Here is a 13,675-nt window from a genome sequence, read left to right on the forward strand (position 1 = left end):
GAGGAGATGGGGGCCCGAACGAGGCCGTCGGTCTACATCGAGACGTTGGGCTGCGCCAAGAACACGGTGGACAGCGAGTACATGGCGGGCCTCCTGGCCCGGTCCGGCTTCCGCCTGGCGGAGAGGGCGGCCGGCGCGGACGTGGCGGTCCTGGAGACCTGCGGCTTCATCGGGCCGGCGCGGCAGGAGTCGCAGGAGGCGCTGGAGGAGCTGCTGGAGCTGAAGCAGCGGGGGCGGACCCGGGCCGTGGTGGTGGCCGGCTGCCTGGTCCAGCGCGATCCGGTGGGCCTGCGCCGGCTCTACCCCGGGGTGGACGCCCTGCTGGGCAGCGGCGACTTCCCCCAGGTGGCCGAGGTGCTCCGCCAGGTGCTGGAGGGGCACAGGGACGGGGAGCCGCCCGACCGGGTGGGGGTTCCTTCCTACCGGTACGACGCCCCCCTGCCGCGCCTCGGCGCGGGCGGCTTCAGCGCGTACGTCAAGATCTCCGAGGGCTGCGACCACGGCTGCGCCTTCTGCGCCATCCCCCTGATGCGCGGGCGCTTCCGCTCGCGGCCGGCGGAGGTGATCGAGCGGGAGGTGGCGGAGCTGGCCCAGGCCGGCGTCCGGGAGATCAACCTGATCGCCCAGGACAGCACCGCCTACGGCCTCGACCACCCGGGCGGCCCGCGGCTGCCGGAGCTCCTCCGCCGGCTGGACCGCGTGGACGGGGTGGAGTGGCTCCGCCTCCACTACGCCTACCCGACGCTGGTGGACGAGCGGCTCCTGGAGGTGATGGCGGAGAGCCGCCACATCCTGCACTACCTGGACATGCCGCTCCAGCACGGGAGCGACGCCGTCCTGCAGGCGATGCGGCGGCCCGAGCGGCGGCCGCTGATCGAGGAGAAGGTGCAGAGGATCCGGCGGACGATGCCGGACGCCATCCTGCGCAGCACCTTCATCGTCGGCTTCCCCGGCGAGGGAAGGGCCCAGTTCGAGGAACTCCTCGACCTCCTGCGCTCCCTGGAGCTGGACCGGGTCGGCTTCTTCGCCTACTCGCGCGAGCCCGGGACGCCGGCCGCCGACCTCCATCCCCAGGTGCCGGAGCGGGTGAAGGAATCGCGGCTGCGCCGGGCCGAGGCGCTGCAGGCGCGGATCGGCGAACGGCGGCAGCGACGCTTCCTGGGCCGCACGCTGGAGGTCTGGGTGGAGGCGCAGGACCCCGACGATCCGCGCTACTGGGTGGGCCGCTGGTGGGGGCAGGCACCCGAGGTGGACGGGAACGTCGTCTTCGCCGGGCTCCGCCCGCACCGCCCGGGCGACCGGGTCCGCGTCCGGATCGAGCGGGCCGAAGCGGCGGATCTGATGGGAAGCGAGCTTCCTTGAGCGCGGGACCGGGGGGCGCACCGCGTCCGGGGCGCCGGAGGTGGGCCGCGGTCCTCCTGCTTGCCTGCCTTCTCCAGCCGCTCCTCCCGCCGGCGCCGGTCGCGGCCCGGGATCCGCGGCTCGGGTTGGCCGCGCTCCTCCGTCCCGAGGAGCCGCCCCCTCCGGTGGAGGCGCCGGGCTACGTGGTCATGGACGAGGCGACAGGCCAGGTCCTGGCCGAGCGGCAGGGCGACGTGCCCCGGCCCCCGGCCAGCATCACCAAGATCCTGACGGCGCTCGTCGTCCTGGAGCGGAGCCGGCCCGACGACCGGGTCACGGTCAGCCGCCAGGCCTCCGAGGTGCAGGGAAGCCGCGTCTACCTGAGCGAAGGCTCGACGTTCACCGTCCGGCAGCTCCTCCTGGCGCTGATGCTCGCCTCGGCCAACGACGCCGCGGTGGCGCTGGCCGAGCACGTGGCCGGCAGCGAGGCCGCCTTCGCCCGCCTGCTCGACCAGCGCGCCGCCCAGCTGGGCGCGCGCACCGCCCACTTCGTCAACGCCAGCGGCCTGCCCGCTCCCGGCCACGTGGCCTCGCCGCTGGACATGGCCGTCATCGCCCGGGCGGCGCTCCGGAATCCCGCCTTCCGCCAGCTCGTCTCCGTCAAGGAAGCGGACATCCCCTGGAACCACGGCGACGGTCCCCGCCACCTGGTCAACCACAACCGGCTCCTCTTCCTTCACCCCGATGTGGTCGGGGTCAAGAACGGCTACACGGTGGAGGCGGGGCAGACGCTGGTCCTGGCCGTCCGCCGGGGGACGCGCGAGATCCTGGTGGTGACCATGGGCGGCGGGCTGGGCAACTGGGAGGAGAGCTATGCCTTGGCGGACTGGGCCTTCCGGAGTTTCTACCCGGTGCGGGCGGTGGACGCGGGGCAGCGTTTCCTGCTTCGCCTGCCCGGTGGCCGGCGGGTCGAGGCGGAGGCGCTCCGTCCGCTTCAGATCGACCTGCCGGTGGGCTCTCCCGCGCTCCAGATACGGGTGCAGGCCGGCGTGCGCGCCCCCTCGCCGGGGCGGACGGTGGGATGGGCCGGCGCCTATCTGGATGGCCGGCTCCTGGGGCGGGTCCCGCTTCGGCAGCCGGCCCCGGTGGCCGGTCAGGAGGCCTCGGCCGGGGCGGGGCCCGGCCGCAAGGGCTGGGAAGGGTGGCTCCTCCTCCTGGTGCTTCTGGCAGGGGGCGCCTGGGAATGGCGGCTGCGCCGCCTGCGCCGCCGACGCCTCCTGGAACGGCAGCGCCGGCGCCTCTCCACCCTCCCGGATCCGAACGGAAGGTAAGCCGGGCGCTGGCGTCGAATCCCCGGGCAAGGTACGGGGGGCGGTGCGCGATGAGCACGCGGCTGGGAGAGGAGGAGACGGCCTGCAACCCGGGTGGCACGGGGACCAAAAGAGCGTTCTGCGCCAGCAGAACGCTCTTTCGATTTCCTACTTCCCAGGGTGCTGCGTCAGATCCTTACAACGTTCTGGGCCTGCGGTCCCTTGGTGCCCTGAACGATGTCGAACTCGACGCGCTGACCTTCCTCGAGGGTCCGGAATCCTTCACTCTGAATGGCGGTGTAGTGCACGAAGACGTCGCCCTCACCGTCGTCACGGCTGATGAACCCGTAACCCTTCTCCGCGTTGAACCACTTGACAGTACCCTGCAAACCTTGAGACCTCCAGGTGAAGAGATTCGCCGAACCGGGGTCAGCGTACCGCTAGTATACCACAGGCAGGCCCGGGTAAAGCCTGCCTGTTCTCCGGCCGACTCGCATCCGGCCGGACGCGCCGGAGCCCCCCAGCAGGAGAACCCCAGGTGGCAGGAGGGAAGGAGGGAGGACGAAGGTGGGTCAGGTCGTGCCGCTCTTCCGCGACATGCACTGCCAATCCTGCGGTAAACTGATCCGGCGGTTCCGCGGCAACGATCCCACGCTACGGACGCTGGAGGCCATGGAGCGTGAGGGACGCTTCCGCCGGATCTGCGTCGCCTGCGCCCGTGCGCAGGCCGGGGAGCGCGCCGCGCCGGTACGCCGCCGGGCCATCCCCTGACGGGGAGTGAACGGGCTCCCGACCGCGGGAGACGGCCGGACCCGGGCGAGATCGAGGAGGGTGGGCAGCCTTGTGGACCGTCGAGTACGCCACCACGGACGACGTACCCAGCATCCTGAACGTGCAGCGGTCGGCCTTCAGCGAGAACCAGCGTCGCTATCGCTTTCCCCTGCCCCAGTTGCGTGAGACGGAGGAAGACCTCCTGCGCGACCTGCGGGAGGCGGTCGTCCTGGTCGCGCGCCAGGCGGACGAGGTGATCGGGGCGGTTCGCGGCCGCCTGGACGGCGAGGTCTGCGAGGTCTACGACCTGGCCGTCGATCCCGCCTACTCCCACCTGGCGGTGGGACGCTCGCTGATGAGCCGGGTCGAGGCCGAGGCGCTCGGTCGAGGGGCCACCCGGGTCGTCTTGCGCACGGGCCTGAGGGACGCGCCGGCCATCGACTTCTACCTGAAACTGGGGTACCGGCCGACCACCGTCCTGCGCGACGACCTGACCGAGTACGACCAGGTCGAGTTCGTCAAGGTGCTGGCGGAGTGACCGCCCCCGGGCCGCCGCCCCGGCAGCGGCGGCCCGGGGCTCCTTCCGGGGGAGGAGCCCCGGGCGCGACCGGAAGCTGGGCCGCCTGCCACGCTTGTCCGTTTCCGCACGGTGTCCCAAGTCCTTAACATGAACAGAGGTAGGATCTCGTGCCCGAGGAGGTAGGCGGTGTCGGCGGGATCTCGGCGCGCGGCCCGGATCGTCCTGGGCCTGGCGGCGGGCTTGGTCGTCCTCTTCGGCGGTCAGTGGCTCTACCGCTGGACCACCTTCACCCGTCCGCTCCAGGCCGCCATGGCGAGCCGGGCGGAGGTTGAAAGCTACCGGGTCGACTCCCAGGCGACTCCTCCCGTGATCCAGGTCCGGCTCAGGCCGGTGGCCAACCTGCAGGAGAGCTACCGCTCGCTGGAGCAGGCGCTCGACGCCTCCCTGGGATCCGGCCGCTTCCGCCTGGAGGTGGCGGACCGGCGGGACGCCGAGCTGACCAGCGACTACTACCGGCTCAACCTGGTACTGGCCGAAGGGTTGGCGACCGGCCACTTCCTGGACATGGACCGGAGGGCCCAGCAGATGGCTCGCACGTTGGGTCTCCGGCGGCTGACCCTGACCGTGGACGAACGCTACCTGTACGTGACGATGGTGAAAGGAAGCCATTACCTCTACGAACTGGTGCCCCGAGCGGCAGCCGGCAAGAGCGAGGTGAGCGGGAGCGGATGATGGAACTGGCGATCGGTGCAGCGATCGCCCTGAGCCTCTTCCTCCTGGGCCAGGGCGTCAACGTTCTTCCGCTCTGGGTGCTCGCGGGTGGGCTCGTCCTCGTCTACCGCACGCTGGGCATCCCCGGCCTGCCGCTGCGGCGGTTCGCGCCGCTGGCTCCCTTCGAGCGGGACGAGGGGATCACCTTCGACGACATCGGCGGGCAGGGCTCCGCCAAGCAGGAGCTGATGGAGGCGCTCACCTTCGTCACCGAGGTGGAGCGCGTCCGCACCATGGGCATCCGGCCGCTGCGCGGCATCCTGCTGGTCGGCCCCCCGGGGACCGGCAAGACGCTTCTGGCCAAGGCGGCGGCTACCGCCACCCGCTCGGTCTTCATCCCCACCTCCGGGTCGGAGTTCGTGGAGATGTACGCCGGCGTAGGCGCGCAGCGGGTGCGCGAGCTGTTCCGCAGGGCGCGGGAGACGGCGCGGCGGACCGGGCGGACCAGCGCCATCGTCTTCATCGACGAGCTGGAGGTGCTGGGCGGCAAGCGCGGCCGCCACGAGAGCCACCTGGAGTACGACCAGACGCTCAACCAGCTGCTGGTGGAGATGGACGGCATCCGCGCCGACCAGGAGGTCTACGTGCTGGTGATCGGCGCCACCAACCGGCCCGACCTGCTGGACGAGGCCCTGACGCGCCCCGGCCGGTTCGACCGGGTGGTCCGGGTGGAGCTGCCCGACCGGGAGGGCCGGCGGCAGATCCTGGAGCTGCACACCCGGAACAAGCGGCTGGCCGGGGATGTCGATCTGGACGAGGTGGCGCGGGAGACCTTCGGCTTCTCCGGCGCGCACCTGGAGAATCTGACCAACGAGGCGGCCATCCTCGCCATGCGCCAGGGCGAGGAAGCGATCCACCAGCGCCACCTCCTGGAGGCCATCGACAAGGTGATCATGGGCGAGAGGCTGGACCGCCGCCCCAGCGAGGAAGAGCGCTACCGGATCGCGGTCCACGAGTCGGGCCATGCGCTGGTGGGCGAGTGGCTGGAGCCCGGGTCGGTGGCCAGCATCACCATCGCCTCGCGCGGGGAGGCGCTGGGCTACGTGCGGCAGGCCCCCCAGGACGATCCGTACCTTTATACGCAGGAGTACCTGGAGAACCAGATCTGCCGTGCCCTGGGCGGCTCGCTGGCCGAGCGGCTCCTCCTGGGGAGCAGCAGCACCGGTGCGGCCGGAGATTTCGACCAGGCGCTCTCCCTGGCGGAGCGGATGATCTACGCGGGCATGACGCGACTGGGCGTGGTCAGCCGGGAGACGCTTCCCCAGGTGCTCCGCCACCGCGCGCTGAGCGAGCTGATGAACGAGATGGAACGCCGGACCCAGGCGATTCTGGAGGAGAACCGGGGGCAGCTGGAGCAGGCGGCGCGGCAGCTGCTGGAACGCGAGCGGATGAGCGGGGCGGAGCTGCGCCGGCTCCTGGGCTGGCCGCCCCTGGCGGCGCAGGCAGGAGCGGGCGGGCGCTAGACGGAATCCCGGAAGCGGGCCGACCGGCATGGGAGCGGGGTCGAGGAGGCTGGCGGGATGAGCGGGGAGCGCGCCGCGGGGCTGGCGGAGCGCGTCGGCGACCTGCTGCGGCGCCGGGGCGAGACGCTGGCGGTGGCGGAGTCCTGTACCGGCGGTCTCCTGGCCGACCGGATCACCGACGTGCCCGGCGCCTCGGACTACTTCCTCCTGGGAGTGGTCGCCTACGCCAACCGCGCCAAGGAAGCGGTGCTGGGCGTGCCGGTGACGGTGCTGGAGCGGTACGGCGCGGTCAGCGAGGAGACCGCCCGCGCCATGGCCGAGGGGGTCCGCCGGCGGGCGGGCTCCGACTGGGGCCTGGCCACCACCGGGATCGCGGGGCCCGGCGGTGCCACGCCCGCCAAGCCGGTCGGCTTGGTCTGGGTGGCGGTGGCCGGCGGCGGCGAGGTCTGGGCGGAGGAGCTCCGCCTCGACGGCGACCGGCGGCGGGTCAAGGAGCGCGCGGTGGAGCTCCTTCTGGAGAGCTTCCTCGGGAAGCTGGGGGGCGAACCGGCGTGAGCGGGAGCTGGCGCCTCTTCGTGGCGGTGCCGCTCCAGGCGCTGGCTGGCCCCGCGCTGGCGGCGATCCGCACCCGCTGGGACGGGGGGCCGCGCGGGGTGCGCTGGGTGGAGCCGGAGCAGCTTCACCTCACGCTCCGCTTCCTGGGCGAGACGCCCCGGGAGCGGGTCGAGCCGCTGGTGGGCGAGCTGGGGCGGATCGCCCGCCCGGAAGGAGCGGCGCCGATCCGGCTGGTGGGGGGAGGAGCCTTCCCCGACCCGCGGCGCGCGCGGGTGCTCTGGCTCGGCGTGGCCGCGGACTGGCTGGAGCCGCTGGCCGGGGCCGTGGAGGCCGGCGTACGGCGGCTGGGGTGGCCCGCGGAGAGGCGCCGCTTCCTCCCGCACCTGACGGTGGGGCGGAGCCGGCGGGAGAGCCCGGTCGACGTCTCCGATCTGATAGGCTCCTGGCAGGGGCACCCCTGGGCATCGGGGTCGGTGGCGGAATTCGCGCTCTACCGCAGCGAGCTGAGGCCGGAGGGTGCGCGCTACTCCGTGGTGGCGCGGTTCCCTTTTTCACCTCTCCCCTTGTCAACCTCCGGGCATGGGAGGATACTGGGAGAGAAGTGATCTGGAAAAAGATGGGGGATTGGGCGTTGGACCGACAGAAAGCGCTGGATTCCGCCCTGCTCCAGATCGAGCGCCAATTCGGCAAGGGTGCCATCATGCGCATGGGCGAGGCGGCGGCGCAGATGCAGGTGGAGACCATCTCCACCGGTTCGCTTGCCCTGGACCTGGCGCTGGGCGTGGGCGGGCTGCCGCGGGGACGGGTGGTGGAGATCTTCGGTCCCGAGTCCTCGGGCAAGACGACCGTCGCGCTCCACGTGATCGCCGAGGCGCAGAAGGGAGGCGGCGTCGCCGCCTTCATCGACGCGGAGCACGCGCTCGATCCCAGCTACGCACGGGGCATCGGCGTCGACGTGGACAACCTCCTCATCTCGCAGCCCGACACGGGGGAGCAGGCTCTGGAGATCGCCGACGCCCTGGTCCGGTCCGGGGCGGTGGACGTGGTCGTGGTCGACTCGGTGGCGGCGCTGGTACCCAAGGCCGAGATCGAGGGGGAGATGGGCGACTCCCACGTGGGCCTTCAGGCGCGGCTGATGTCGCAGGCCCTGCGGAAGCTGACCGGCTCCATCTCGCGCTCGCGCACCTGCGTCGTCTTCATCAACCAGCTGCGCGAGAAGGTCGGCGTCATGTTCGGCAACCCCGAGGTGACCCCCGGCGGGCGGGCGCTCAAGTTCTACGCCTCGGTCCGCATCGACGTGCGCCGGGTGGAGTCGCTCAAGCAGGGGACGGAGAACGTCGGCATCCGCGTCCGCGCCAAGGTGGTCAAGAACAAGGTGGCGCCCCCCTTCAAGCAGGCAGAGTTCGACCTGCTCTACGGGCGCGGCATCTCCAGGGAGGGCGACATCCTGGACATCGGCTCGGAGCTGGAGATCATCCTGCGCACGGGCGCGTGGTACGCCTACGGGGACGTGCGGCTGGGCCAGGGCAAGGAGAACGCCCGCGAGTACCTGCGGGAGCATCCGGAGCTGGCGGCCGAGATCGAGGCCAGGATCCGGGAGCGGCTGGGCGGCTCGATGGTCGCGGCCGCCACGGCGGCCGCGGACGACGACGAACCGGGAGTGGGCGAGTGAGGATCACCGGGCTCGAGGCCGATCCCAAGGGCGGCATCGCAGTCATGGTGGACGGCGAGCCGCTCGGCTCCGTCTCCACCGCCGCCGCCGTCGAGCTCGGCCTGCAGGTCGGCGAGGAGCTGGACGAGGAGCGGGCCGCCCGGCTTCGCCTGGAGGTGGAGACCGAGTCGGCCTTCTTGCGTGCCTTGCGCTGGCTGGCCGTGCACCCGCGCTCACGCCGCGAGCTGGAGATCCGCCTGCAGCGGGCGGGCTGGACGAAGGAGGCGGCGGAGCGGGCGCTCGCCCGGCTGGAGCGGTTCGGCTACGTGGACGATCTGGGAGTGGCGCGCCGCCTGCTCGAGGAGCGGGGGCGCGAGTGGGGCCCGGTCCGCCTGCGCCAGGAGCTGCGCAAGCGCGGGATCCCCGCGCCGGTGATCGAGGAGGCGCTGGCGGCCGCCGAGCTGCCCGCCGAGGAGTCGGTGGCGCTCGAGCTGGGACGCCAGAGGTGGCTCCGCTACCAGGGCGAGGCGGCGGAGGTCCGCCGGCGCCGGGTGGCCGACTTCCTCCGGCGGCGCGGCTTCGGCTGGGAGGTCGTGGAGCGGACTCTTGCTCGCCTTGACAGCGATTTCCGTCGACTTCTAAACTGAACGAGGGCGTATGTCAACCAATCCGGCCATAGGCCGTTCGCATAGATAGACGGGGCGACAGGTGGGCGCCAGAGACGACGGGAACCATCCGGGCGACGGGACGGATCGACGCCGCCGGCGGCGGAGGAGACGGTCGGTCCGCCTCGCCGGTCGAGGCCACCCGAAGACCCGTTAATCCATGGCGAAGTGGCATTGGAGGCCGAGCCCCCGCTCGGTCTTTTTGCATCTCTACGGCGCCTCCGACCTCGGAACGGAGGGGGCGGAGGCCGCGGGGACCGGGCGCACAGGGCCTGCCGGTCGAGAGGAACGGGTGGGCTGATGACGACAGGGGTGAACAAGAATGGGGTGGACGCTGGTCGCCCTGCTGGTGGGGCTGGTGGCGGGCGCCGGCGCAGCCTATCTGTGGGCGCGCGGGGCGTCTACGAGCCTGCTCCATCAGGCGGAGGAAGAGGCCGCCCGCATCCGCGAGGAGGCGGCCAAGGAGAGGGAGCAGATCCTGCTCCAGGGACGGCTTCAAGCCGAGGAAGAGTCGCGTAGGCTCCTCCGCCAGGCCCAGGAAGAGGCCCAGTCGTGGCGGAGCGACGTGCAGAAGGTCGAAGCGAGGCTGGAGCAGCGCGAGGAGGGGTTGGAGCACCGGGCGCGGCAGCTGGACCGCCGCGAGGAGGAGCTGGAGCGGAGGACCCGCGAGGCGGAGGCACTCCGGGCCGAGGCCGAGCGGCTGCACCAGCAACAGATGGCGGAGCTGGAGCGGATCGCCGGACTGACCCGGCAACAGGCCCGCGAGGAGATGATGGCGGAGGTCCGCCAGGCGGCGGAGCGCGACGCGGCCCTGCTCGCCCGCCAGATCGAGGAGGAGGCGCGCAGCCGTGCGGAGCGCGAGGCGCGCGAGGTGATCGCCCAGGCGATCCAGCGCTGCGCCGCCGACTACGTGGCGGAGTCCAGCGTCTCCGTGGTCCCGCTTCCCAGCGACGACATGAAGGGGCGCATCATCGGCCGCGAGGGCCGGAACATCCGCGCCTTCGAAGCCATCGCGGGCGTCGACCTGATCGTCGACGACACGCCGGAGGCGGTGGTGGTCTCCGCCTTCGAGCCGGTCCGACGCGAGAAGGCCCGGCTGGCCCTGGAGATGCTGGTGGCGGACGGGCGGATCCATCCCGCGCGGATCGAGGAGATCTACCAGAAGGCCGAGAGGGAGATCGAGCAGGAGATCCAGCAGGCGGGCGAGGAGGCCTGCCTGGAGGTGGGCGTCCACGGCCTCCACGGCGAGCTGGTGCGCACGCTGGGGCGTCTCAAGTTCCGCACCAGCTACGGCCAGAACGTGCTTCGCCACTCCGTGGAGGTGGCGCACCTGGCGGGCATGATGGCCAGCATGCTGGGGGCCAACGTGGCGGTGGCCAAGCGCGCCGGCCTGCTCCACGACATCGGCAAGGCGATCGACCGCGAGATGGAAGGCACCCACGTGATGCTGGGCATGGAGCTCCTCCGGCGCTACCACGAGTCGGAGGAAGTGATCCACGCCATGTCCACCCACCACGGGGAATTCGAGGCGCTGAGCGTCGAGGCGGTGCTGGTGACCGCCGCCGACGCGCTTTCGGCCGCCCGACCGGGTGCGCGCCGGGAGACCCTGGAGGCGTACATCCAACGGCTGACCAAGCTGGAGGAGATTGCCAGCTCCTTCAAGGGCGTGGAGAAGTCCTACGCCATCCAGGCGGGGCGTGAGATCCGGATCATCGTCAAGCCGGACGAGGTGGACGACCTGGCCTCCTGGACCATGGCCAAGGAGATCGCCCGGCGCATCGAGAAGGAGATGCAGTACCCGGGACAGATCAAGGTGACCGTGATCCGCGAGTCCCGCGCGGTGGAGTATGCGCGCTGAGGAGGCATGGCTTGCGTCTCCTTTTCATAGGTGACATCGTCGGCAAGCCGGGGCGGGAGATGGTGCGCGAGGTCCTCTCCCGCCTCGTCCACGAGCAGGCGATCGACGCGGTCGTGGCGAACGCCGAGAACGCGGCCGGCCATGCGGGGCTGACGCCGGCCGTGGCGGCGGAGCTCCTCCGGGCCGGGGTGGACGTCATCACCCTGGGCGACCACGCCTGGGACCAGAGGGATCTGATCCCCGCCATCGACGGCCTGACCGAGGTGGTCCGGCCGGCCAACTACCCGCCGGGCGTGCCCGGGCAGGGCTGGCTGGTCAAGGAGCTCCGCGGCGGCTTCCGCCTGGGCGTGGTCAACCTGCTCGGGCGGGTCTTCATGCGCATCCAGGTCGACGATCCTTTCCGCAAGGCGGACGAGGCGCTGGAGGAGCTGAAGGGGCGTGCCGACGCCATCCTGGTGGACGTCCACGCCGAGGCGACCAGCGAGAAGGTGGCCCTCGGCTGGTACCTCGACGGCCGGGCCAGCGCCGTCCTGGGGACGCACACCCATGTCCAGACGGCCGACGAGAGGATCCTGCCCGGGGGCACCGCCTACCTGAGCGACGCGGGCATGACGGGACCGAGCGAGTCGATCCTGGGCGTGGAGAAGTCGGTGGCCCTGGAGCGCTTCCTGACACAGATGCCGGTGCGGTTCGAGGTGGCGCGGGGGCCGCGGCAGTTCTGCGGGGCGGTGGTGGACGTGGATGCGGCCAGCGGCCGCGCCACCGCCATCCGCCGGGTCTTCATCCGAGAGAACGCGCAAGGCGCCTAGCCGGGGGGAAGGTATGGCGGCCGACCTGCACAACCACACGATCTATTCGGACGGTACGCTGACGCCCGCCCAGCTGCTCCGCTGGGGGGTCGACCTGAAGCTGGCCTATCTGGGGATCACCGACCACGACACGGACGAGGGGCTGGAGCCGGCGCGGCTGGCCGTGGAGGAGCTGCGCCAGAAGGGCTTCACCCCTCCGGAGCTGGTGCCGGGGGTGGAGCTGAGCACCGAGGTCCAGTCGCGCTCCGTCCATCTCATCGCCTACTGGCCCGAACTGGGCGAGGGGCCGCTGGCGGAGCTCCTGGCCCGCATGCAGCGGGAGCGCGTCACCCGCATCGAGCGGATCGTGGCCAAGCTCGGCGAGGAGCACATCGTGGTCGACCTGGACCGGGTGCGCGAGCTGGCCGGACCGGGGGTGATCGGCCGCCCCCACGTGGCGCGGGCGCTGGTGGAGGAAGGGTACGCCTCCAGCGTGGAGGAGGCCTTCGACCTCTACCTGGTGCGCGGCCAGCCCGGCTACGTGCCGCGGGCGAAGCTCGATCCCGCCAGCGCCGCAGAGGCCATCCACCAGGCTGGCGGCGTCTGCGTGCTGGCCCACCCGCGCCTGGTGGGCGACGAGGGGCTGGTGGAGGAGCTGGCGGCCTCGGGCATCCTCGACGGGTTGGAGGCCTGGCATCCGGAGCACAACGCGACGGAGACCCAGCGTTACATCGATCTGGCGCACCGTTACCGGCTGGTGACGACGGGCGGGAGCGATTTTCACGCCCAGGGGGAGGGCAGTGGCCGCATGGGCGCCGCCACCGCCCCCGACGAGGTGGTGAGCCAGCTGTGGGGCCGGAGGAAGGGCCGGTAGGCCCGGGCGACGCCGGGGCGGGGGAGGCGGAGGAGTCGCTGGGGCTGGAGGAGGCCTGCGAACGGCTGAACATCCGCCCCTATCTCTTCCGGACGCTGGCGCGGCAGCAGCCGGAACTCTTCCGCACCGTGGTCGTGGCGGGAGAGCGTCGGGTGCGGAGCGCCGACCTCGTGGCCATGGAGCGCTTCCTGGCGCGGCGGCTGGGCGGCGAGGCCGAGGCGCAGGGGCTGGCGGCCGCCGGGGCGGCGCCGGCCGAGCCGCAGGAGCCCGCCTCTCCGGAGGCGCGGTGGGCCGATCTGGAGGCGCGGGTGCGGAGGCTGGAGCACCTCCTGGGCGAGGAGCGGGACCAGTGGCTGGTCCAGCTGGCCCGGCTGCAGCAGGAGGTGCGCCAGCTCCGGTACGAGCTGGCCGCTTCCACGCCGCGGCGCGCCCGGCGGGGCTTCCACCTCTTCGGCTTCGCGTGGCGAGGCGGAGGGCGGGGACGCGGTTCAGGGCCGGAGGCGGCGGGCAGCTGAGCGCGCGGGCGCGGGCCGCCTGCCCCGGGGTGCAACCCGGGGGGTTCAGCTGCGGGAGCTGGGCAGGGCGACGCCCCAGGTGTAGGAGCGCTTGTAGATGCGCAGGAGGAGCGAGGAGTTGATCTCCCGGATGCCCTGGATCTTGCTCAGCTTGCGCAGGACGAAGTCGGCCAGCTCCTGGTTGTTGGCGAAGTAGGCGCGGGCGACCACGTCGTACTCGCCGGTGGCGGCGGCCACGTAGTGGACCTCGGGCAGGGCCACCAGCTCGCGGACGACGCTCTCGATGTCCGCCGTATCCACACGCAGGCCGAAGAAGGCCGCGGTCTCGAAGCCGACGGCGAAGGGGTCGGCGATGGCCGCGATGCGGATGAGGCCGGCCTCGCGCAACTGGTTGAAACGGCGCCGGATGGTCCCCTCCGTGACCCCGATACGGGCCGCCATGTCGACGAAGGACATGCGGCCGTCCGCCTGCAGGAGCTCGATGATCTGCCGGTCGACTGGGTGGATGACTTCCAACGTGGATGACCTCCGCCTGGACGACGAATTTCGCGCAAGGGCCGTCACGTACGGACATACGGTAGCAGAGGCATGGG

At 72.0% G+C, this 13,675-nt stretch carries 15 protein-coding genes and 1 pseudogene; 14 read left to right on the top strand and 2 right to left on the bottom strand.

Features of this window, described 5'->3' with window-relative positions; all coding sequences use genetic code 11:
* The first annotated feature begins 6 nt into the window (after window positions 1-6).
* Together rimO and QJR14_06785 are read left to right on the top strand one after the other, a co-directional pair.
* A complete protein-coding gene (gene rimO / locus QJR14_06780; GenBank protein MDI3317302.1) occupies window positions 7-1,362 on the top strand; it encodes a 30S ribosomal protein S12 methylthiotransferase RimO in 1,356 nt (451 codons plus the stop codon).
* A complete protein-coding gene (locus QJR14_06785) occupies window positions 1,359-2,672 on the top strand; it encodes a D-alanyl-D-alanine carboxypeptidase family protein (GenBank protein MDI3317303.1) in 1,314 nt (437 codons plus the stop codon). Before rimO ends, QJR14_06785 begins: the two co-directional genes overlap by 4 nt.
* 167 nt (window positions 2,673-2,839) lie before the next feature.
* Here the strand turns inward: QJR14_06785 and QJR14_06790 are convergent, their stop codons facing one another.
* Window positions 2,840-3,040 carry a cold shock domain-containing protein gene (locus QJR14_06790; protein MDI3317304.1) on the bottom strand — a complete coding sequence of 67 codons (201 nt, stop codon included), beginning with the start codon at window positions 3,038-3,040 and terminating at the stop codon, window positions 2,840-2,842.
* Between the two features lie 178 nt (window positions 3,041-3,218).
* On the opposite strand from QJR14_06790, the gene QJR14_06795 reads away from it, so the two are divergent.
* From QJR14_06795 to QJR14_06850, 12 genes and pseudogenes are all read left to right on the top strand, one after another.
* Complete coding sequence (locus QJR14_06795) at window positions 3,219-3,422, top strand: hypothetical protein (GenBank protein ID MDI3317305.1); 204 nt, start codon at window positions 3,219-3,221, stop codon at window positions 3,420-3,422.
* A gap of 70 nt (window positions 3,423-3,492) precedes the next feature.
* Entirely contained in the window at window positions 3,493-3,960 is a 468-nt protein-coding gene (locus tag QJR14_06800) for a GNAT family N-acetyltransferase (protein ID MDI3317306.1), read from the top strand.
* 168 nt (window positions 3,961-4,128) lie between these two features.
* Complete coding sequence (locus QJR14_06805) at window positions 4,129-4,674, top strand: hypothetical protein (protein MDI3317307.1); 546 nt, start codon at window positions 4,129-4,131, stop codon at window positions 4,672-4,674.
* Window positions 4,671-6,176 carry an AAA family ATPase gene (locus QJR14_06810; GenBank protein MDI3317308.1) on the top strand — a complete coding sequence of 502 codons (1,506 nt, stop codon included), beginning with the start codon at window positions 4,671-4,673 and terminating at the stop codon, window positions 6,174-6,176. The genes QJR14_06805 and QJR14_06810 overlap by 4 nt, the downstream gene beginning before the upstream one ends.
* Window positions 6,177-6,269: 93 nt before the next feature.
* Window positions 6,270-6,731: pseudogene (locus QJR14_06815) on the top strand (nicotinamide-nucleotide amidohydrolase family protein).
* Window positions 6,728-7,336 carry an RNA 2',3'-cyclic phosphodiesterase gene (gene thpR / locus QJR14_06820; protein MDI3317309.1) on the top strand — a complete coding sequence of 203 codons (609 nt, stop codon included), beginning with the start codon at window positions 6,728-6,730 and terminating at the stop codon, window positions 7,334-7,336. The pseudogene QJR14_06815 and the gene thpR overlap by 4 nt, the downstream one beginning before the upstream one ends.
* Before the next feature lie 11 nt (window positions 7,337-7,347).
* Window positions 7,348-8,403, top strand: coding sequence for a recombinase RecA (gene recA / locus QJR14_06825; protein MDI3317310.1), 1,056 nt, complete (start codon window positions 7,348-7,350; stop codon window positions 8,401-8,403).
* Window positions 8,400-9,029: a regulatory protein RecX gene (locus tag QJR14_06830; protein ID MDI3317311.1), complete on the top strand. Its 630-nt coding sequence runs from the start codon at window positions 8,400-8,402 to the stop codon at window positions 9,027-9,029. The genes recA and QJR14_06830 overlap by 4 nt, the downstream gene beginning before the upstream one ends.
* Window positions 9,030-9,369: 340 nt before the next feature.
* Complete coding sequence (rny, locus tag QJR14_06835; protein ID MDI3317312.1) at window positions 9,370-10,905, top strand: ribonuclease Y; 1,536 nt, start codon at window positions 9,370-9,372, stop codon at window positions 10,903-10,905.
* Between the two features lie 11 nt (window positions 10,906-10,916).
* On the top strand, window positions 10,917-11,714 hold the full coding sequence (locus QJR14_06840) for a TIGR00282 family metallophosphoesterase (protein MDI3317313.1): 798 nt from the start codon (window positions 10,917-10,919) through the stop codon (window positions 11,712-11,714).
* 13 nt (window positions 11,715-11,727) lie between these two features.
* The gene (locus QJR14_06845) at window positions 11,728-12,567 is read left to right on the top strand and encodes a PHP domain-containing protein (GenBank protein MDI3317314.1); all 840 of its coding nucleotides are present in this window, start codon (window positions 11,728-11,730) and stop codon (window positions 12,565-12,567) included.
* The gene (locus QJR14_06850) at window positions 12,543-13,082 is read left to right on the top strand and encodes a hypothetical protein (GenBank protein MDI3317315.1); all 540 of its coding nucleotides are present in this window, start codon (window positions 12,543-12,545) and stop codon (window positions 13,080-13,082) included. Before QJR14_06845 ends, QJR14_06850 begins: the two co-directional genes overlap by 25 nt.
* 45 nt (window positions 13,083-13,127) lie before the next feature.
* Here QJR14_06850 and QJR14_06855 read toward each other — a convergent pair whose 3' ends face one another.
* The gene (locus QJR14_06855; GenBank protein ID MDI3317316.1) at window positions 13,128-13,598 is read right to left on the bottom strand and encodes an Lrp/AsnC family transcriptional regulator; all 471 of its coding nucleotides are present in this window, start codon (window positions 13,596-13,598) and stop codon (window positions 13,128-13,130) included.
* Window positions 13,599-13,675: the final 77 nt, after the last annotated feature.

The organism is Bacillota bacterium (assembly GCA_029961055.1).
Taxonomy (GTDB): Bacteria; Bacillota; Sulfobacillia; order JAIMAT01; family JAIMAT01; genus JAIMAT01.

What these genes read in the sequence shown, in the direction of transcription:
- rimO (MDI3317302.1), top strand. Translation starts at nt 7, where the DNA reads ATGGGGGCCCGAACGAGGCCGTCGGTCTACATCGAGACGTTGGGCTGC.
- rny (MDI3317312.1), top strand. Translation starts at nt 9,370, where the DNA reads ATGGGGTGGACGCTGGTCGCCCTGCTGGTGGGGCTGGTGGCGGGCGCC.
- QJR14_06845 (MDI3317314.1), top strand. Translation starts at nt 11,728, where the DNA reads ATGGCGGCCGACCTGCACAACCACACGATCTATTCGGACGGTACGCTG.
- recA (MDI3317310.1), top strand. Translation starts at nt 7,348, where the DNA reads ATGGGGGATTGGGCGTTGGACCGACAGAAAGCGCTGGATTCCGCCCTG.
- QJR14_06810 (MDI3317308.1), top strand. Translation starts at nt 4,671, where the DNA reads ATGATGGAACTGGCGATCGGTGCAGCGATCGCCCTGAGCCTCTTCCTC.